The 18432-nt window shown below is 61.8% G+C and carries 17 protein-coding genes; 11 read left to right on the forward strand and 6 right to left on the reverse strand.

Annotated features, from left to right (window positions below; genetic code table 11):
- The first annotated feature begins 139 nt into the window (after window positions 1–139).
- From IC232_RS22200 to IC232_RS22225, 6 genes are all read left to right on the forward strand, one after another.
- On the forward strand, window positions 140–1204 hold the full coding sequence (locus IC232_RS22200; protein ID WP_190847133.1) for an ABC transporter ATP-binding protein: 1065 nt from the start codon (window positions 140–142) through the stop codon (window positions 1202–1204).
- Window positions 1201–2388 carry an ABC transporter permease gene (locus IC232_RS22205; RefSeq protein WP_190847134.1) on the forward strand — a complete coding sequence of 396 codons (1188 nt, stop codon included), beginning with the start codon at window positions 1201–1203 and terminating at the stop codon, window positions 2386–2388. The genes IC232_RS22200 and IC232_RS22205 overlap by 4 nt, the downstream gene beginning before the upstream one ends.
- Window positions 2389–2392: 4 nt before the next feature.
- Complete coding sequence (locus IC232_RS22210; RefSeq protein ID WP_190847135.1) at window positions 2393–3196, forward strand: ABC transporter permease; 804 nt, start codon at window positions 2393–2395, stop codon at window positions 3194–3196.
- A gap of 89 nt (window positions 3197–3285) precedes the next feature.
- Window positions 3286–4674, forward strand: coding sequence for an aspartate aminotransferase family protein (locus IC232_RS22215; protein WP_190847154.1), 1389 nt, complete (start codon window positions 3286–3288; stop codon window positions 4672–4674).
- A gap of 482 nt (window positions 4675–5156) precedes the next feature.
- Window positions 5157–5588, forward strand: coding sequence for a response regulator (locus IC232_RS22220; protein ID WP_190847136.1), 432 nt, complete (start codon window positions 5157–5159; stop codon window positions 5586–5588).
- Window positions 5589–5648: 60 nt separating this feature from the next.
- The gene (locus tag IC232_RS22225; RefSeq protein WP_246812336.1) at window positions 5649–5972 is read left to right on the forward strand and encodes a hypothetical protein; all 324 of its coding nucleotides are present in this window, start codon (window positions 5649–5651) and stop codon (window positions 5970–5972) included.
- Window positions 5973–6011: 39 nt separating this feature from the next.
- Here the strand turns inward: IC232_RS22225 and IC232_RS22230 are convergent, their stop codons facing one another.
- Window positions 6012–6542, reverse strand: coding sequence for a hypothetical protein (locus tag IC232_RS22230; protein ID WP_190847137.1), 531 nt, complete (start codon window positions 6540–6542; stop codon window positions 6012–6014).
- A 91-nt stretch (window positions 6543–6633) separates the two neighbouring features.
- Entirely contained in the window at window positions 6634–7191 is a 558-nt protein-coding gene (locus tag IC232_RS22235) for an extensin family protein (RefSeq protein WP_190847138.1), read from the reverse strand.
- Window positions 7192–7589: 398 nt separating this feature from the next.
- Here IC232_RS22235 and IC232_RS22240 point away from each other — a divergent pair, with 398 nt between their 5' ends.
- Genes IC232_RS22240 through IC232_RS22250 form a run of 3 tightly spaced genes read left to right on the forward strand, consistent with a single transcriptional unit; the run spans window position 7590 to window position 8562 of the window.
- Complete coding sequence (locus IC232_RS22240) at window positions 7590–7787, forward strand: hypothetical protein (protein ID WP_190847139.1); 198 nt, start codon at window positions 7590–7592, stop codon at window positions 7785–7787.
- Window positions 7768–8166: a response regulator gene (locus tag IC232_RS22245; RefSeq protein WP_190847140.1), complete on the forward strand. Its 399-nt coding sequence runs from the start codon at window positions 7768–7770 to the stop codon at window positions 8164–8166. The genes IC232_RS22240 and IC232_RS22245 overlap by 20 nt, the downstream gene beginning before the upstream one ends.
- Window positions 8167–8205: 39 nt before the next feature.
- A complete protein-coding gene (locus IC232_RS22250; protein ID WP_281413416.1) occupies window positions 8206–8562 on the forward strand; it encodes a response regulator in 357 nt (118 codons plus the stop codon).
- Window positions 8563–8601: 39 nt separating this feature from the next.
- Here the strand turns inward: IC232_RS22250 and IC232_RS22255 are convergent, their stop codons facing one another.
- From IC232_RS22255 to IC232_RS22270, 4 genes are all read right to left on the reverse strand, one after another.
- Window positions 8602–9330, reverse strand: coding sequence for a DUF72 domain-containing protein (locus tag IC232_RS22255; protein WP_190847157.1), 729 nt, complete (start codon window positions 9328–9330; stop codon window positions 8602–8604).
- 389 nt (window positions 9331–9719) lie between these two features.
- A complete protein-coding gene (locus IC232_RS22260; protein WP_190847141.1) occupies window positions 9720–12974 on the reverse strand; it encodes an error-prone DNA polymerase in 3255 nt (1084 codons plus the stop codon).
- An 18-nt stretch (window positions 12975–12992) separates the two neighbouring features.
- Complete coding sequence (locus tag IC232_RS22265; protein ID WP_190847142.1) at window positions 12993–14495, reverse strand: DUF6504 family protein; 1503 nt, start codon at window positions 14493–14495, stop codon at window positions 12993–12995.
- Window positions 14413–15165, reverse strand: a complete 753-nt coding sequence (locus IC232_RS22270) for an ImuA family protein (RefSeq protein ID WP_190847143.1) — start codon at window positions 15163–15165, stop codon at window positions 14413–14415. The genes IC232_RS22265 and IC232_RS22270 overlap by 83 nt, the downstream gene beginning before the upstream one ends.
- 376 nt (window positions 15166–15541) lie before the next feature.
- Here IC232_RS22270 and IC232_RS22275 point away from each other — a divergent pair, with 376 nt between their 5' ends.
- Both IC232_RS22275 and IC232_RS22280 read left to right on the forward strand, forming a co-directional pair.
- Window positions 15542–17401 (forward strand): S1C family serine protease, encoded by a 1860-nt coding sequence (locus tag IC232_RS22275; protein ID WP_190847144.1) that lies wholly within the window; start codon window positions 15542–15544, stop codon window positions 17399–17401.
- 327 nt (window positions 17402–17728) lie between these two features.
- Window positions 17729–18286: a dihydrofolate reductase family protein gene (locus IC232_RS22280; protein WP_190847145.1), complete on the forward strand. Its 558-nt coding sequence runs from the start codon at window positions 17729–17731 to the stop codon at window positions 18284–18286.
- The last annotated feature ends 146 nt before the right edge of the window (window positions 18287–18432 follow it).

Below are 18432 nucleotides of genomic sequence, written 5' to 3' on the forward strand. Positions count from 1 at the left end.
CATTGAATTGAGGCGCGGGCGAAAGCCCGCGCCTCTCCTGCAGAGAGATGGCTTTTGCCATTATGGCCGATCTGAGGGCGCAGGATGCAGCACCCGCCAAGGCGTCATCTGCGGCAATTACAATCGAGGGCATAGCAAAATGCGACCTTTCATTCAGTTCGAGTCGGTCTCAAAAGCCTTCGGCAGTCTCACCGTGGTGAACTCGCTCGATCTCGCCATTGAAAAGGGCGAGTTCATCAGCCTTCTGGGCCCGTCCGGCTCCGGCAAAACCACGATCCTGATGATGCTGGCGGGCTTCGAGCGACCGACCCAGGGCGCAATCTATCTCGATGGCAAGCGCATCGATCACCTGCCGCCTTACCGCCGGCAGATGGGCGTCGTGTTCCAAAACTACGCCCTTTTCCCTCACATGAGCGTCGCCGAGAACGTGGCCTTCCCGCTTGAAATGCAGCGCGTGCCGCGCGCCGAGATCACTGAGCGGGTCGAGCGCGCGCTCGACATGGTGAAGCTCAAGCAGTTGAAGGACCGGCGGCCCTCGCAGCTCTCGGGCGGCCAGCAGCAGCGCATCGCGCTCACGCGCGCCCTCGTGTTCGAACCGAGCGTGATCCTCATGGACGAGCCGCTCGGCGCGCTCGACAAGCAGCTGCGGGAGCATATGCAGCTTGAGATCCGTGATCTGCACAAGCGCCTCGGTCTCACCATCGTCTTCGTGACCCACGACCAAGCCGAGGCACTCACGATGTCGGACCGGATCGCGGTGTTCAACGCTGGGCGGATCGAGCAGATCGACGATCCTGAAGTCATCTACGACACGCCGCGCACACGCTTCGTGGCGGAGTTCATCGGGGAAACCAACCTGATTGAGGCTAAGGTCGCGAGCGTCGATAATCAGGTCGCCCGTCTCTCCCTCGGCGCCGGCCTCAGCGCGCGTGCGCATGCTGGGAATGGTCTCTCAGCTGGGCAGACGGCATCCTTCTCCCTGCGTCCCGAGCGGATTCGTCTCGGGGCAGCACCAGGGGGGAGCAACGCACTCGATATGACCATCACCGACTGCATCTATCACGGCGATCACATGCGGGTTCAACTCACCCGTGACGAGTTCAGCTTGGTGGCGCGGTGCGAGCGGCTGGCGGGCAACTGGGCTGTCGGCGCTCCCGTCGTCGCCTCGTTCGACCCCAGCGATTGCACGGTGCTCACCCAATGAAAGCAGCTATCCTTCGTGAGCGCTCTGGTGCCCTGCTGCTGGTCTCGCCAGTCCTCGTCTTCATGGCCGTTTTCTTCCTGTGGCCACTCTGGGCGATGGTCACCGCCGCCTTCGTCGACGACGCAGTCAGCAAGGTTCTGCCGCGAACGGCGGCCAGTATCGTTTCCTGGGATGGCCAGGGTATTCCCTCGGGAGCAGCCCACAAGGCACTCGTGCAGGATCTCACGGCCGCCACGGACGAGCAGGCTCTAGGCGAGGCCGTGCGCCGGCTCAACAGCGCGGCATCGGGCTTCCGCACCCTGCTCGGGCGGACCATCCCTGCAGTCAAAGCCGCGTCTGATCCCGCACAGGTTGATCTTCTCACGGTCGATCCGCGCTGGAAGGACACACGCTTCTGGGTAGCGCTCAAGGAAGCGATGCCGCCCTATACGGATCGCAACATCCTGGCCGCCGTCGACATGAAGCGCGATGGGTCGGGCAGCATCGTGCTCGAGGGTGCGGACGCCTCGGCTCACCGCCTCATCATGCTGCGCACTCTTCTGGTCGCGGCCATGGTGACAATCGCCTGCGCTGCCATTGGGCTTCCCTACGCGATGCTTGCGGCTTCGCTGACAGGGTGGAAGCGGTCGGTTCTCCTGCTTGCGGTTGTCCTGCCGCTCTGGACATCGCTGCTTGTGCGTACGGCTGCCTGGTTCATCCTTCTGCAGAACGAAGGCCTCATCAACCGTGCGCTGCAGGCGATCGGGCTCATTGATTCTCCACTGCCATTGATCTTCAATCGGCTTGGCGTGGTGATTGCCATGACCCACGTGCTTCTGCCCTTCATGGTGCTGCCGATCTACAGCGTAATCCTTGGCATCCCACGCAACCTCATGTCTGCTGCGCAGTCGATGGGAGCAGGACCGGTTCGAGCGTTCTGGCGCGTGCTGCTGCCCTTGAGTCTGCCAGGTCTTCTCTCCGGATCGCTGCTCGTCTTCATGGTTGCCATAGGCTATTACATCACTCCGGCGCTGCTCGGCGGAGCGAATGATCAGATGATCAGTTCCGTGATTGCGTTCTACGCAACCGGCACCGCCAACTGGGGGCTCGCAGGCGCTCTCGGCCTGATCCTCCTCGTAGTAACCACCGTGCTTTACACCATCTACGGGCGCTTCTCGACGTCCTCCCAAGTGCCAGGAGCTTGAGGCTATGTTTCGGGCGCTTCAGTTCACCTTCGGAGCCGCGATTGTCATCTTCCTGTTGATGCCAATCTTCGCCATCCTGCCACTGGCGTTCACGTCTAGCGTGTTTCTCAACTATCCCATCCCTGCCTACTCGATGCGCTGGATGCACGAGCTCACCACAGCCGATGTATGGCGAACTTCCATCGTCAACAGCCTCATCATCGGCGGCGGCGCGACAGTGTTTGCGACCGTGCTCGGCACGTTGGCCTCCCTCGGGATGCGCAAAGGGGCTCTGCCGATGGTCGGCCTGCTGCGAACCTTGTTCCTGCTCCCGATGGTGGTGCCGGCTGTTGTCCTCGGTGTTGGCATGCAGATCTTCCTCGTTCGGCTTGGGCTTGCGAGTACCTATCTCGGCGTCATCATCGCACATGCAGTTCTGTGCATTCCCTTCGTGATCGTCAGCGTCTCGGCTGCCCTACAGGGAATCGACCCATCCATCGAGCGCGCGGCGAGCAGCCTGGGGGCTCCGCCCGTCACGGTGTTTCGGCGCGTGACCCTGCCGCTGGCTATTCCGGGTGTGGTGTCGGGCGCGATCTTCGCCTTCGCAACCTCCCTCGACGAGGTCGTGCTGACCCTGTTCGTGGCGGGCCCGAACCAGAGGACGCTAGCGCGGCAGATGTTCTCGAGCATCCGCGAGAATATCAATCCGACAGTCGCCGCGGCAGCGCTTCTCCTCATCATCGGTACGCTCTGCCTCGGCGGGCTCGCTGCTCTGCTGCGATGGCGTCAGAAGCGAAGCGCTCTCGAGACAGCGCCATCAGCAATATGACTAAGCTCTCTTCATAGCTGAGGGTCATGGCTAAAGCCTCGGTTCACATCGCCGTCAACCGAGGTTCAAAAACCAAAGGATTAATGATCATGCGCGGCCTCCCTAATTCCATTCAAGCCCGTGATGTGGAATACGTGCTCCATCCCGCCACCAATGCCAGGAAGCACGAGGAGATCGGGCCTATCGTGATCGATCGCGGCGAGGGGATCTACGTCTACGACGATCAGGGAAATCGTTATCTTGAGGCTTTGGCCGGCCTATGGAGTGTGGCTGTCGGCTTCGGAGAGAAGCGCCTCGTCGAAGCTGCAGCGCGGCAGATGGCGAAGCTGCCCTATTATCATACCTTCTCCCACAAGACTAACGAGCCTTCGGTTCTGCTGGCGGAGCGTCTGGTGAAGATGACGCCGGATCGTCTCAAGCGCGCCTTCTTCACGAACTCGGGATCCGAGGCGAACGACAGTGTCATTAAGATGGTGTGGTACTACAACAATGCACGGGGGCTGCACCAGAAGAAGAAGTTCATCTCCCGCACCAATGCGTATCATGGGATCACTCTTGCCTCAGGCAGTCTAACAGGTCTTCCTACCAACCAACGAGATTTCGATCTTCCATTCGTCCCCGTGCGACACGTCACCTGCCCGCACCACTACCGTTTTGCTGAACCGGGCGAGAGCGAAGAAGCGTTTGCAGATCGTCTTGCCGCCGAGCTGGAAGCGGTCATTCTGGAGGAGGGCCCCGAGACGGTGGCTGCATTCATCGGTGAGCCGCTGATGGGCGCGGGTGGTGTCCTGCCGCCTCCCGCAACCTATTGGGACAAGATCCAAGCTGTTTGCCGCAAGTACGACGTTCTGATCGTTGCTGATGAAGTGATCAACGGCTTCGGCCGCCTCGGGACTATGTTCGCGTGTGACTATTACGGAATCGATCCCGACATTATGGTATTGTCGAAACAGATCACGTCGTCCTATCAGCCTCTCGCGGCTGTGATGATAAGCCAGGAGCTTTATGACGGCATCGCCGACAATTCCCATAAGATCGGCACGTTCGGTCATGGCTTCACCGCATCCGGCCATCCGGTTCCTGCGGCGGTTGCGCTCGAGAATCTCGACATCATCGAAGAGAAGAACCTGGTCGAGAATGCGCGGCGCGTGGGCGAGGTGATGCAGGTCGAACTTCGCAAGCTGGCAGGTCGCCCCCTTGTTGGTGAGGTGCGTGGCGTCGGGTTGATCGCAGCTGTTGAGCTGGTGGCGGACAAGGCGACGAAGGCAAAGTTCGATCCCGTTGGCAAGATCGGTGCGCACGTCTTTTCACGCGCTCATGGGAATGGATTGATTATCCGAGCCATTGGTGATGTCATCGCGTTCTGCCCGCCACTGATCATCAATGAAGAGCAGGTCCACGACATGGTGAAGCGCTTCAAGCTCACGCTCGATGAAACGGTTCAGGAGTTGCTGAATAGGGATGTGGCATCCATGTAGCCGAAAGACATGCCGTCTGTTACATGCCGCCGATGAGAGCTTATGGGAGGGGAGTAGAATTCATCTCCTGTAAACCCCCACTGAATGATGGAGTTCGGATGCTGCCGGTTTCATGCTCATGACCGGCAACATCGGTTTGTTTCTCCAGAGTGCGACGTCAGTTGATGGCACTGAGCGGAAGCAGACCGAATGTCTCCTACGACCGCAATACCGGACGTTCTAAAGCCAGTTGCTCTCTTGTTTGAACCTCACTGACACAATCCCAAGACAGGAGTTCAATCCTCTGTCCGAAAATGCATCGACCAAGTGAGTTTGCTCGGGTTTGTCAGTCTTGGTGACGCACAGGAACGGGTGCAAGAGCGCGGGCGACGAGCGGAGCCTTAACGATCTGCTCACCATGCTGAGTGGAAGGCGCGTTGCCTTGTGAACACGTTCTCTGGTTCGGGGTTAGCTAACCGAACTCCTGAAGGAAGGGCACCCGCATGATCCCGATCTCACCGCTCTGGAGCCGAGCATCCCAAGCCGCATGTGCGACCCTGGAGGCAAGCCCCATCCATGTGCTCGTGGTTGAAGATGATCTCACGGTTCGCGCCGTGGCAGCCGAGGCCTTGGAGGAAGCCGGGTTCGTGGTTCTGATTGCTGCCAGTGCCGAAGAGGCCGAGATCATTCTCAGCCAGGAGATGATTGATGTCCTGTTTACGGACATCGATTTGGGTGGGCGCGACGGTTGTGACCTCGCCCATAGAGCGTTCAAAGCACAGCCTGATCTTCCGGTCGTTCTTGCTTCGGGCCGGTCACGGAGGTGTCACGCAGCGCGTATCCCCGTGGGTGCAGCGTTTCTCGCCAAGCCTTACCGTCTGTCGCATTTGATCGATGAAGTGCATCGTGCGGTACAGGGGGAATCAATTCCGTAGCCATTAGCCTCGGATCTCTATCAGCACGGCACGATCGCATTTCATCCAACGGAGATATCCATGCGCTTTGCTCTCACGATGCTTGCCGCCTCCTTCCTTCTGGCTTCTCCTTGCATTGCTCAGGTACCAGGCGAGGTCGAGGCGTGCCGCCTGTCGGGCCTGGCGGCTCTCAAGGAACGGTCACCCTCGCTTGAGCACCTGACCTTCGACGTGGAGTCGCTGGCGATCTCAAAGGCAGACACTCGGGTCGAGGATACACCGATCAAGATGGTGGTCATGGGCGAGGCTTACCTTCAGCGCGAGAAAAGCGACAAGCCGAACCGTTTCGTGTGCCTCGTCAGCGACAAGGGCAAGGTCGTTCTCACCTTCTTTACCGAGCAGTAGTTCCAACCGTACGCGTCCGACCGCTCAGCGCCATGCCGGCTACCGGCGTGCCAGGACGATCTCGGAGGTCTGCTGGGTGGGGCCGCCGGGCGTGAGATTGTCCGCAACGGTAATGCGCAACGTGCCCTGACCATCGTTCCTGATGACCATAGCGGCCTGCTTGTCGCCATTGACTGGGCGGGGCCACTCGATCCTGAGATTCACGGCATCGCCGCTGCGGGTGCCTGTCAACTGAGCGGGACCGATCCGAGAGCCCGTGTAGGTGCCATGATAGGTGCCGGAGCGGGGATCGTAAGCGAGGTCAACACCGATCGGGCGAGTGAAGATGAGAGCGGCGCGGCAGGTTCCCTGCGCGCTGATCCGGTTTTCGGCCGGGCTTCCGGTGACGGAGCAGGTTACCTGCCGGGGCTGAGAACTGCCCTCGCGCTGGACTTTGCCGGAACCGGACCAGGTGCCGCGAAAGCGCTCAAGAAAGTCGATCTCGGCGGCTTGAAGGGGATTGCACGTAAGCGCGGTGATAATGCACGACAGGGAGACGGCTGCGATCAGGTGGGGCGAGGCTGTGGTCATGCAAGCATTTCCCGTGATCTGCATCAACGCTAGGTCTCCGTGCGCGTTCCCAATACCGGCGAAGCAGGAATTGAGCCCGGACGGACTTCTTTCACTGGCAGATTCTGTAACGATCACTTGATCCGTGGCGTTCAATGTCGACGTGGAGATGATCGCCATGCGCCTCGTCCGAGCCCGGACCCAGGATCGTCGTGAACCAGCCGCAGGCAGCGGTCCTAAGCGCCGCAAGTGCCGGATCCGGCGCGGCGCCGGCGTCCGGCCTGACCCGCAGAGTCACTCCGTTGGCGAACTCGAAGCCGGAAATGTCGATGGCAAGCCCTTCTGCGTGGGACGAAAGCTTACCTGTTGTTGCACCATTCCGGTTGCGGCATTCGAAGCCGGGGCCGGTCCGGACAGCCTTGAGTTCCGTGTCCTTGATGCCGGCCACCAGGGGAGCGACCAGATCTCCCATCCAGTGCCCGAGTTGATCGGCAAAGCGGCAGGCCAGGATAGGCTCGTCCGTCAGGCGAACCGAGGATCCCTGCCGGGATGGCACCGGAACCGCCCTCAGCCGAACCGGGGCTTCGATCCGGCAGCGATCATCCGAACTTGGAGGCTGCTCCGCCGTCTCGATGTCAAAGCCCGCCGCTTTGAGTGCAGTTAGGCACATGGCGGGATCGGTTTGAGACGGTGCCGCAGCCTCGGTTAGGGGCTTCTCGGCTTGGGGAGCAGGCGTCTGTGCGGGAACGGCAGCATCACGGGGTCGCGGCGGGGGCAGAGGTGGATCCGGTTGGCCCGCTACAGTGCTGCTCCACAGCATAACCATTATCGCCAGTGCCTGTCGGTTCTTCACCATGCTCTCGCCTTGCTCTCAGAAGCAACGCAACGGTCACGCTTAGGGTTCAACCGATGCAGATTATTGCCGGGCTTCTGCAACAGATGGAAGGCGTTGTTTCTGCCGCTACGCTGAAACCGGCTCGAGAGCTGACAGTTGCCCTGACTAACGTATGTTGGCCTGACGCTCATGGTGCTGCGGCAGGCTGACGGGACAATCCAGGGAGAAAGCCGATGCCTCACGACGCCTCAGGCGACGTGCGCCTGCCCCATGTCGCTGACGTTTGCCCGGACGTCGCGACCTTCATGATCGCCAGAGCCTTCGCCGAGGTCTATCGCGATGTGCTTGTAGAACCTGTTCCTGAACCGCTCGCGGCAATTCTGCGGCAGATGGGCAGCAGTGAGGACCAATATGACCATGATGCAGCCTGAGGCGCATATCGCCCTGATCGTCGAGGACGATCCCGATGTTCGGGAACTCGCTGCGGCGCTGCTGGAGGAAACGACGCTCGACGTCGTGGAGGTTGAGAATGCTGAAGCAGCGCTGCATTGCCTCCAGGATCGGGGAGGGGAAGTGGCGATGATCTTTGCCGATATTCGCCTGCCCGGCACGATGGATGGCGTACAGCTTGCAAGGGCAGCCTGCACCCTATGGCCTACGATCCGGATCGTTCTGACGTCCGGTGCCGCAAGTGATCGGCCGGACGCATTGCCGGACTCCGTCACCTTCATACCGAAGCCGTGGCGCGGCCTCGACGTGCTGGTCGAGGCGGACAAGGCCATACGCGAACCGCAGCCGCCGGTGGCCTGAATAAGACCCTCTGAATCCATCAGGCCAACCGTTGTCCTCCTGGTTGAGGACGAGCCATTGGTACGGATGACTGCCGCCGATGACCTGGATGACGCCGGCTTCCGGGTGTTGGAGGCCAAGAACGCCGACGAGGCGCTGGTGGTGCTTGAGGCGCACTCTGACGAGGTACAGGTGCTGTTCGCGGATGTGAACATGCCGGGATCAATGGACGGCATGGCCTTGGCCGAGCGTGTCTACCAGCGCTGGCCGCATGTGCTGCTGCTGATCTCATCCGGCTACGCCCGACCGCATCCAGACGAGATCCCGGATCATGGCCGTTTCGTGCCCAAGCCGTATCGCGGTGAGACTCTCGTCCGGCGTATCACGGAGATGATGCGGACGCCGCGGCGATCGTAAGGTTCGGAAGGGCGTTTGCCTGTGGTGTGACGGAGATCCTCACCGACGGTTCAACACCAAGCTTCTCGTCGTGAGCGCATCACCCGTCGCGGCAAAGGCTGCCGTGTTGTCGAAGATGCACCAAGTTTCGACCCCCGCTGCGGCATCGCTCGCAATCCTCTCGGCAATGGCGGCGAGATATTCCGGTGTGTAGGCAGAGTAGTAGATCCTGGGAGAGCCGTGCAGGCGATAGTACGATAGGCTACGCCAGCCACCTGGCTCGTCCGCGCCTGACACCGGGGCCGGATCGGCTGCCACCCGGGCAATCCGAAGCTCGTCGAGCAGGCCCTCGACGTCCGGCGTGAACCAGGAGGCATGGCGCGGCTCGCAAACAAGGGGGCCTCCGACGCGGCCTCGCAACCCGCTCAGGAAGGTGTCAGCAACACCAACTTCGAACCTCAAGCTTGGAGGCAGTTGAACCAGCAGTGGACCCAGCTTGGGTCCGAGGCCGCTCACCTCCGACAGGAAGCAATCCAGCAGGCCATTAGTGTCGTTGAGACGGAGCTCGTGGGTGATGGCCTTCGGGACCTTCACGGCAAAGCGGAAACTCTCCGGCACCGACGCGGCCCAGCGCTCATAGGTGGTCGTTCGATGGGGGCGATAGAACGAGGAGTTGATTTCGACCGCGTTGAGGACGGCACTGTAGCGCTCCAGGTGGGATCCCGTGAGTGGAAAAGGGGCTGCGTGCTCCTTCGGAACGCTCCAGGCGGCCGTGCCGATCCGGACCATGGGAGTGGCTCCGTCTGTGATGGTACCGAGCCTGCGGGGCCTCGGGTGATCGGGATCATAAATGTCGTCCATATCCTCTCATCGATAAAGCTAACTTCCGTTCCGCCTTGATGGGGTTCATGGACAGCCCTTGATCGGTCGAACGGCCTTGCCGTGCCAACGCCGTCTGCCGAAAGGGCGTTCCGCCCATAGACCAATCCCCACAGACCAATACATTGAAACGCTAGCCACGAGCTTGCTTCCGACCTGGGCCGGAAGGTCGCCCTATGCTGAGATCATCATTTCAAACGTCACGAAATTGTTCGTGCATTTCGGCTCAGGAGATACGTCTTGGCCTTGCTTGGGGTCGCGGTCATCAACGGGCGGCGCTAGGCAGAACAGAGACGTCGCTATTTGAAATCACGGGTAGCCACCTTGATCGCCGGGACGCTCTCTCGAGCTTTCTCAGGGACGGCCGAGAAAGCTGCCGTCTCCGCCGATCCGATCCTCAGCCTGTCCCGGGTGCCGATCTTACTCTCGTCCCCGCGTCCGTACCTCAGACGTAACTCGCCGTCTCGGTCCGCAACTGAGCGCAGGAGGTCCGAGAGGTCGAGAAAGTGCTCGGCAATAAGGTGAGTGACGCCGCCTTCGCGCTGAAGCCGTCCCCGGCAGCCGATCATCCCGGACGAGAGGATCAGCCGCCGGTGCTTCTCGAACACAGTCGACCAGATCACGAGATTGGCGACATCAGTCTCGTCCTCGATCGTCATGAAGGTCACGCCCTTGGCCGAGCCAGGCTTCTGGCGCACAAGGACGAGGCCAGCCACGGTAACCCGCCGCCCGTCCCGAACTCGGTGTAGATCCTCGCAGGATCTGATCCGGCGTTCGGTCAACTCCTGTCTCAGGAAGGAAACGGGATGCCGGCGCAAGGTCAGGCCTTTCGAGCGGTAGTCCTCGACAACCTCCCTTCCTTCGGTCATCGGGACGAGCTCGACCTCCTGCTCATCAACTTCCGGTCTGATCATCCGGTCTCGCTCATCGGCGGCCGCGAACAGCGGCATGACCTCGTCCGAGAGGCCCTCGATGGTCCAGAGCGCGTCGCGTCGGTTGACGCCAAGAGAGCCGTAGGCGTCGCCTTCGGCCAGATGCTTCAGCGCTTTGACCGATATCCCGGCGCGACGCCAGAGATCCTCGATGGAGGCGAATGGCTGCTCGGTGCGGATAATCGGGATCAGTCCGCCATCCCCATTGGAGAGGCCATGCACCATCCTGAGACCGAGGCGGATGGCAAAGCGCCGAGGGTTTCGGGTCTGCTCCAGGGTACAGTCCCAGCGCGAGTGGTTGACGTCGACGGGACGCACCTCGATCCCATGAGCCTGCGCGTCCCGCACCAGTTGGGCGGGTGCATAGAAGCCCATCGGTTGCGAGTTCAGGATCGCGCAGCAGAACACGTCCGGATGGTGGCACTTCATCCAGGACGACGCATAGGCAATCTTGGCGAAGCTAGCCGCATGGCTCTCCGGAAAGCCGTAGGAGCCGAAGCCCTCGAGCTGCTTGAAGGTGCGCTCGGCAAAGGCCGCGTCGTAACCACGTGCGACCATGCCCGTGATCAGCTGCTCACGGAATCTGGACACGCCAGCCGTGAACTTGAAGGTCGCCATGGCACGGCGGAGCTGGTCGGCTTCGGACGGCGTAAACCCGGCGCACTCGATGGCCACCCGCATGGCCTGCTCCTGGAACAGCGGTACCCCCAGCGTCTTCTCCAACACGCGCCTGAGTTCGGGTCGCGGGTATTCGACCTCTTCGCGCTTTTCTCGCCGGCGCAGATAGGGATGCACCATGTCGCCCTGGATCGGGCCGGGGCGGACGATCGCCACCTGGATGACGATGTCGTAGAAGGTCTTCGGCTTCAGCCGCGGCAGCATCGCCATCTGGGCGCGGCTCTCGATCTGGAACGTGCCCACCGTATCTGCCTTCTGGATCATGGCGTAGGTTGCCTTGTCCTCACCCGGGATCGTGGCGATGTCGTAACTCTCACCCTTGTGCTCGCGCAGGAGATCGAAGGCACGCCGCATGCAGCCCAGCATGCCAAGACCCAGCACATCGACCTTCATGAACTTCAAGGTGTCGATGTCGTTCTTGTCCCATTCGATGACCTGACGATTCTCCATCGCGGCTGGCTCGATAGGGACCAAATCGTCGAGCCGATCCTGCGTGAGCACGAAGCCGCCCGGGTGCTGGGAGAGATGGCGCGGCGCCCCAATAAGCTCGGAAGCCAATTCCAGCGTCATCCGCAGGCGCGGATCGTCGAGGTTGAGGTTGAGCTCCTTGGCTTCCTTGTCGGAGACACCATCATTGCCCCAACCCCAGACGAGGCCGGCCAGTCCCGCCGTCACATCCTCGGGAACACCGAGGGCCTTGCCAACCTCGCGCACGGCGCCCCGGGCGCGGTAGCAGGAGACGACAGCGGTTAGTGCCGCCCTGTGCCGGTCATAGGTGTCATAGATCCACTGGATCACCTCCTCGCGGCGCTCATGCTCGAAATCGACATCGATGTCCGGCGGTTCGCGTCTTTCCTGCGAGACAAAGCGCTCAAAGAGCAGGTCGTGCTCGGTCGGGTTGATCGAGGTGATGCCGAGCACGAAGCAGACGGCGGAGTTCGCGGCCGAACCGCGTCCCTGGCATAGGATGCCACGCTCCTTGGCGAAGGAGACGATGGCATGGACCGTGAGGAAGTAAGAGGCGTAGTCGAGTTCCTCGATCAGCCGCAGTTCATGGCGACAAGTGGCGGCAACTACATCGGGGATGCCTTCGGGGTACCTGCGTCGCGCCCCCTCCCAGGTCAGGCGCTCCAGCTTCTCCTGCGCCGTCTCGCCATCTTCTGTCTCGGACGGGTACTGGTAGCGCAGCTCGTCGAGCGAGAAAGTGCAGCGGTCGAGGACTTCGCGAACGCGCCGGAACGCCTCGGGATGGAGCTCGAACAGCCGCTCCATCTCGGCGGGGTCCTTGAGGTAGCGGTCGGCATGACGCTCTAGCCTGTAGCCGGCCTCGTCGATGGTGCAGCCCTCCCGAATACAGGAGACGACGTCCTGCAAGCGGCGGCGGTCGGAATGGTGGTAGAGCACGTCGCCCATAGCGATGGTCGGCACCCGGGCGGCGTGCGACGCCTGCTCGATAGCATGCAGGCGCAGGTGCTCGTTGGGGGCAAAGCGCCGGATCAGCGCCATGTAGGCGCGGTTGCCGAAAGTACTTTTGAGACGTGCAAGGTTTTGGTCGAGGACGGCGTCTGCTTCATCGCCCAGCAGAATGGCAATGAGCCCCTCGCTCCAGGCGACCACATCATCCCAGACAAGATGGCACCGGCCCTTGCCGCCACGGCTCTTGCCAAGGCTGAGCAGCCGGCACAGCCTGGAATAGGCAGCGCGATCCGTTGGATAGACCAGGAGAGACGTGCCGTCGGTCAGATCAAGCCGGCATCCGACCACAAGGCGGACGCCTGTGTCCCGGGAGGCCTCGTAGGAACGCACAATGCCGGCCAGAGAGTTGCGGTCGGTGATGCCGAGTGCCGTGATGCCGAGGAGCTTGGCCTGCTCGAACAGCTCCAGCGGGCTTGAGGCACCGCACAGGAACGAGAAGTGGGTCGTGACCTGGAGCTCTGCGTACATGGGAGAGATAATCCTCTGTCAGGAGAAGAAGCCGTGCATCCACCAGCGTCCGCCCTCCGCAGTGGGCGCATCGCGGAAGATCCAGAAGCGACCACCTTGTTCGGTCTCGACGCGATAATAGTCTCGGGCCGCCAAGCCCTTGTCGCCGTTCCACCACTCCGACGTGATGCGCTCCGGCCCATCGGCCTTGGCGACATTGTGCCGGACCTTGCGCCAGACGAAGAAGCGGGGCGGGTGATCCGGCAGTAGGGCCGTTGCCACCACGGGCTCAGGCGGATCGAGCAGGCGCGTGGGCCGTGGTAGATTCTCGGGCCAGACCGAGCCCGTCGGCGGTGCAAGGGCCGGGATCCGGCGCGCCATCCGTTCGGGGACGAGGCTTTGGACGGGTGCGAGGCGATACACCTTCCTCATGCCGATGCGGGCACCAAGCCGATCAACAAGCTGGCCCATGTCCGCCTCGCTGGCGCCCTCCTCGCCAAGGTCACGAACTTGAGTTTGCGTCTCCGCGAGCGGCTCGACCTTACTCGCAATCAGGACGATCTCCTCGATGCCGAAGCCAGGATCGATGCTTTGCAGCCGCTCGTCGAAAAGCTTCGCGAGATGCGCCGCATCCCTGTTGGCTTTGGCCGTGCCAACCCGCAGGCAGACGCTCTTCTGATCGACGCGCTGGAACAGCAGGTCGAGACGGCGCACACCTTCACCACGGCGCTCCAGTTGCCGGCACAGATCCTTGGCAAGGCGCAGCAGCACGCTTTTGAGGTCCTCAAGCCGACCGATGGGCTCCGCGAAGGCACGAGACGCCGTCGGTGTTTCCTTGGGGATCAGCGGCGTGATCGGTTCGAACGCATGACCCAGCGCCTGATCGAGACGCAGCGCGACGTCACGCCCAAAGCGCCGGACGAGAGGGGCCCGCGGCATGGCGGCCAATTGACCGACCCGCTCGATGCCTAGCTTGTGCAGGGCAGTGAGCTTGTCGGCGGCAATGCGCAAACCGCGGATCGACAGGGTTGCCACGGCATCTACGGTGCGGCCCGTCGGTACGACACCGGCGGCTCCGTAGCGAGCCACTGCCCAAGCCGCCCCCGGGGCATCGGCGACCGCCGCTCTAGCGACGATGCCCTGTCGGGTCAGACGGCTGGTCAAATCAGCGAGAAGCTCTTCCTCGCTGCCAAAGAGATGCGCCACGCCGGCGATATCGATCCAGAGACCGTCTGGAGGGTCAGCCGCCACCACGGGCGAGTAGCCGATCGCCCAGCGGGTCAGCTCCCGCAAAGATGCCTCGTCCTCGTCCGGCGCGGCTTCAACCACATGCAGGTTCGGCACCAGGGCCTGTGCCTGGGCAAGTGCCATGCCGACATGCAGCCCTGTCTCCTGTGCAGCCGCGCAGGCGGCACGGACGACACGGCGTGATCCGACCGTGTGGACGGTCACGAGTGGCTCATGACGCGGCGGCCCGCTGGTCCGCCGCCTGATCCGATCGGTCGGCCAAGTCGGCAGGTAGAGCGAGACGACCCTTCGCATCGCAGGCCTCCAGTATCCAGGTGCGGGGTTCAGCGCCACGGCAGCGCAGGAGTTCGACCTGCCAGCGTTCCCGTCCGAGACCGGGTGCCGGCATGAGCTCAGAAGGGGCAGGCTCGATGCGCCAGCGGGTCACTGCGGCTGTCGGCAGATGGACCAGATCCTTCTCAGCCAATGTCCACCAGCGCCGGATGACGAGCGCGGTCACGCCCGTGGCTTCAGCCGCCAGTTGCAGACGGCGCGAGGCGATGAGGCTCATGCGCGTGACTTCACCGACGACGGCTGCCAGTCCCTTCTCGCGCAGGCCTTCCTCGATCAGCGGCAGGATCTCGCGCTCCCGCTCGGCCTCGGCATAGATGACGCGATCGGGATGCAGGCCGGCGTGCAGGAGGCCAGGCGCGAACAGGTCGCGACGGCTCAGGCACCAGAGCACGGGCCCCTTGAGACGGGCCGCGATCCCTGCGGTGAAGAGTGTGGTGCTGCCGGCGAACTCGGAGGCGAGGCCCGCCTCGATAATCTCGTGCAGCGCACCCCGGGCGAGGCCGCCGCCGGGCAGGTGCTCATCGAGAGCGCGAAGACCGAAAGCCAGAGGCTTGGTCTTGTGTGACCCGCCATTGAGCCGAGCTATCTGGAGCCGCAAATCGGCAAGCCTGTACTGTTGCCCGGGGTTCATGGAGTCCGTGCCGAAGCCAAATCTGTTGTTGACGATGTTCCTATTATGTTCTCATTCAAGGGTGAGTCAAATACACGCAGGAGTAGCTGTGAATTGCGAGGAGAAGAGTGTTGCAGAAGGTTCAGCAAAATGCCTGCTTCGATCATCTTTCTTGTGATCGGAGAAGGTGGCTACGCTGAGCTGGGAAAGGGCATAAATTGAAACGCACTGCCAGGATTCCAGCCCCGTCTCAAGGAAATTCTTCAATCCGACAACACCTCCGCTGCAATATTGGCAACACGTCTGCGGGACAGCTAGCACTCTATTCATCCGAATTTGTTCTAAGTTGACACGCGGATGGGGCAGCGGCTGATGTGATGCCGTGTGGGGGTTGTCTATGCGTATCGTTCCTGTCGCTCTTGCAATCGCAGTTTGTGCGGTTGGCTCATCGGTTCGAGCCGACTCATTTACGCTGTCCGGGGACACCCGTTGGATTGCTTTAGCGAGCCGGCAGAGCATTGATGAGGCGATTGGTATCGCCCGCGCCTACCGCTGGCGCTTTCCGACTGTCAGAGTCATGCAGGCGACGAACGGATGGTACGCGATTGTCGCCGGTCCCGAGCGGATCCCGAACCCACGGGCTTACAAGGAATCCTTGGTCCGCACCGGCGAAATTCCGAGCGATACGGTCATTACCAAGGGCCAGGGATACGTTGCCGAGATCTGGCGGCCCTCGATGTTCAAGCCTCTGATACAGGCAAAGTACGACGGCTCGAAACAGGTCAATCTGCGCTCCGGCGAACTGGTTCTCACCGTCTCGAGCCTTGCAAGCGGGAAGGAGAGCGGGCACTTTCCCGTTTTGTCCGGGTCTGCAAACGGCCGTCTGGCCTTCACGGCGCGCCTTGAGGAAAGCTCGAACGAGGTGCCAAACGCCGAGGTTGCCGTCGTACGCCTCGACCCCACCAGCTCAGAGCCGCAGGTGGTCTTTTCGTCCTTCTGGGGTGGCGCGCATTGCTGCACTGTGACCAAGATCGTCACGAAGGTCGGAACAGAGTGGCGCGTCGTCCCAGGCAAGACCATCGACGGGGACGGCGGCTACACCTTCGATGACATTGACGGGGATGGCGCCGCAGAGCTCCTGAGCGTCGACCAGACCTTCTTCTACACCTTCGCGCCGTATGCAGGATCCTGGGCACCCGAGAGCATTTCGAAGCTCTCCGGTGACCGTATCGTCGATGTGACAGCGCATCCAAGCTTCCGCACCTACATGCGCCAGGAACTCTACCGGATCGAGTATCTCGCCGGCCGGGAGCCGTACCTGTGGCGCTCGAACGGATTCCTCGCCGCTTGGGTGGCGACAAAAGCCATCGTGGGCGAGTTCGACGATGCCTGGAACCGGATGCAGCCCCTGTACGACCGGGGCACCGACTGGCCCCTGACAGAATGCACCGTGGCGAAGGTGGGCGGGTCCTGTCCGACCGGGAAGGAGCGCGCCATCACGTTCCCGGTGGCCTTGCGCAAGCACCTCGAGGAGGAGGGATATATCCCGAGGAGAGCCCCAGCCCATCAGCCGGAAAGTGTCGCGGTCGCGCGGCCCACGCCTGTCGCGCCGAGCCCGATTCCCAAGGAGGAGAAGCGTGCGTCCTCGGGGACAGGCTTCTTCGTCACCCGGGAGGGACATGTCGTCACGAACAACTACGTGATCGAGAACTGCTCTTCTGTCCAGATCAAGCCCTCCAACGGTTCGCCGCTTCCGGCAAGGATCCTGGCCCGGGACACGACCAACGACCTAGCATTGCTGAAGACAGACCAACCGACGGACAAGTTCGCAACTGTCCATTCAGGCGTTCGTCTTGGAGAAGCAGTCGCGGCCTTTGGCTTCCCGCTCAACAGCGTCTTGGCGAGCTCCGGCAACTTCACCATCGGCAACGTGACCGCACTGGCTGGAATCGGAGACGATAGCCGCTTTCTCCAGATCTCAACTCCGGTTCAGCCGGGGAATAGCGGTGGGCCCTTGCTGGACGAGAACGGCAATGTTGTCGGTGTGGTAACATCCAAGCTCAACGCCCTCAAGACAGTGGTTGCCATTGGAGACGTCCCTCAGAATGTGAACTTCGCGATCAAGGCAGGGGCGCTGGCCACGTTCCTGGAGAGCACCCGGGTCGAGGTTCCGGCTGCCTCTAGTGCGTCACACCTCTCGCCACCCGATCTGGCTGACGTAGCCAGCAGCATCAGCGTGTTCGTCAGATGTGAGTGAGAGGCTGGTTTATCAATCCGGCATGCGGTAGCAAACCCCACTAGACTCGAGCGAGTCTATCCCGTAGATGCCAGCTCGCCGTCTGGAGCTGAGCAAGGTGGGGACCGAGCAGGTCGTTGTCAAAATCGACGCTATCAAGAACCAAGTCCCGGCCATCAATCAGGTGATCGCGATCTACGACCCAGTGCATATGGCCTCATCATGTCCCAGGGTCTGGACACAACCATCCGAACGGCGAGGTTCCGTTTCCGACCCATAGAGAAAGTTGAACTTTAACCGCGAGCAATAACCCTGGGTCTTTTCGAGCGTATGGCATAGGCTCGCCACATGGGACTATTGACCTTCAGCATAAACATCACCCTGGACGGCTGCGTCGACCACCAGGAAGGAATAGCTGACGACGAGACGCACGCGTTCTTTACTCGCCTCTTGGACGAGGGCGGGGCGATGCTGTGGGGCCGCATCACCTACGAGATGATGGAGAGCTACTGGCCGGCGGTCGCTCGCGGCGACGTGGAGGCGCCCCCGGCGATATGCGAGTGGGCGGTCAAGCTGGAGGCCAAGCCGAAATACGTGGTGTCGTCGACGCGAAAGGACTTCCCGTGGACCAACAGTCACCACATCGCCGACGAGCTTCGAACAGGCGTGCAGAGGCTCAAGGACGCAACGCCGGCGGGCGTGCTCCTCGGTAGCGGCAAACTCGCGACCGAACTGGACCGCTTGGATCTGATCGACGAGTACAAGCTCCTCGTCCATCCAAGGATCGCTGGCCATGGTCCGACCCTGTATCAGGGCGGGCTGCCCAGCACGCGACGGCTTGAGCTGGTCTCGGCAAAGCCCCTCCGGAATGGCGCGCTCGCCATGCACTACCGGCGCGAACACTGACTTTGAGCAACCTCTCGGACAACTTGTGGACCTGCGCGTCGCGGGAGCGCCGCCAATTAGCCTTCCCCAAAATTCTCGCCGCAAGCCATTGATGGATATAGCACGCGCCACTCTCGATGCTCGGACGGTCTCAGAATTGCACACCT

The sequence above is a fragment of the Microvirga sp. genome (assembly GCF_014699075.1).
Taxonomy (GTDB): domain Bacteria; phylum Pseudomonadota; class Alphaproteobacteria; order Rhizobiales; family Beijerinckiaceae; genus Microvirga.

Excerpts from the sequence above, each read along its gene's own strand:
- IC232_RS22230 (WP_190847137.1), bottom strand. The coding sequence starts at position 6,542 with ATGACCACAGCCTCGCCCCACCTGATCGCAGCCGTCTCCCTGTCGTGC.
- IC232_RS22235 (WP_190847138.1), bottom strand. The coding sequence starts at position 7,191 with ATGTGCCTAACTGCACTCAAAGCGGCGGGCTTTGACATCGAGACGGCG.
- IC232_RS22225 (WP_246812336.1), top strand. The coding sequence starts at position 5,649 with ATGCGCTTTGCTCTCACGATGCTTGCCGCCTCCTTCCTTCTGGCTTCT.
- IC232_RS22270 (WP_190847143.1), bottom strand. The coding sequence starts at position 15,165 with ATGAACCCCGGGCAACAGTACAGGCTTGCCGATTTGCGGCTCCAGATA.
- IC232_RS22260 (WP_190847141.1), bottom strand. The coding sequence starts at position 12,974 with ATGTACGCAGAGCTCCAGGTCACGACCCACTTCTCGTTCCTGTGCGGT.
- IC232_RS22275 (WP_190847144.1), top strand. The coding sequence starts at position 15,542 with ATGCGTATCGTTCCTGTCGCTCTTGCAATCGCAGTTTGTGCGGTTGGC.
- IC232_RS22220 (WP_190847136.1), top strand. The coding sequence starts at position 5,157 with ATGATCCCGATCTCACCGCTCTGGAGCCGAGCATCCCAAGCCGCATGT.
- IC232_RS22215 (WP_190847154.1), top strand. The coding sequence starts at position 3,286 with ATGCGCGGCCTCCCTAATTCCATTCAAGCCCGTGATGTGGAATACGTG.
- IC232_RS22200 (WP_190847133.1), top strand. The coding sequence starts at position 140 with ATGCGACCTTTCATTCAGTTCGAGTCGGTCTCAAAAGCCTTCGGCAGT.
- IC232_RS22210 (WP_190847135.1), top strand. The coding sequence starts at position 2,393 with ATGTTTCGGGCGCTTCAGTTCACCTTCGGAGCCGCGATTGTCATCTTC.
- IC232_RS22205 (WP_190847134.1), top strand. The coding sequence starts at position 1,201 with ATGAAAGCAGCTATCCTTCGTGAGCGCTCTGGTGCCCTGCTGCTGGTC.
- IC232_RS22245 (WP_190847140.1), top strand. The coding sequence starts at position 7,768 with ATGACCATGATGCAGCCTGAGGCGCATATCGCCCTGATCGTCGAGGAC.
- IC232_RS22280 (WP_190847145.1), top strand. The coding sequence starts at position 17,729 with ATGGGACTATTGACCTTCAGCATAAACATCACCCTGGACGGCTGCGTC.
- IC232_RS22240 (WP_190847139.1), top strand. The coding sequence starts at position 7,590 with ATGCCTCACGACGCCTCAGGCGACGTGCGCCTGCCCCATGTCGCTGAC.
- IC232_RS22265 (WP_190847142.1), bottom strand. The coding sequence starts at position 14,495 with ATGCGAAGGGTCGTCTCGCTCTACCTGCCGACTTGGCCGACCGATCGG.
- IC232_RS22255 (WP_190847157.1), bottom strand. The coding sequence starts at position 9,330 with ATGGTCCGGATCGGCACGGCCGCCTGGAGCGTTCCGAAGGAGCACGCA.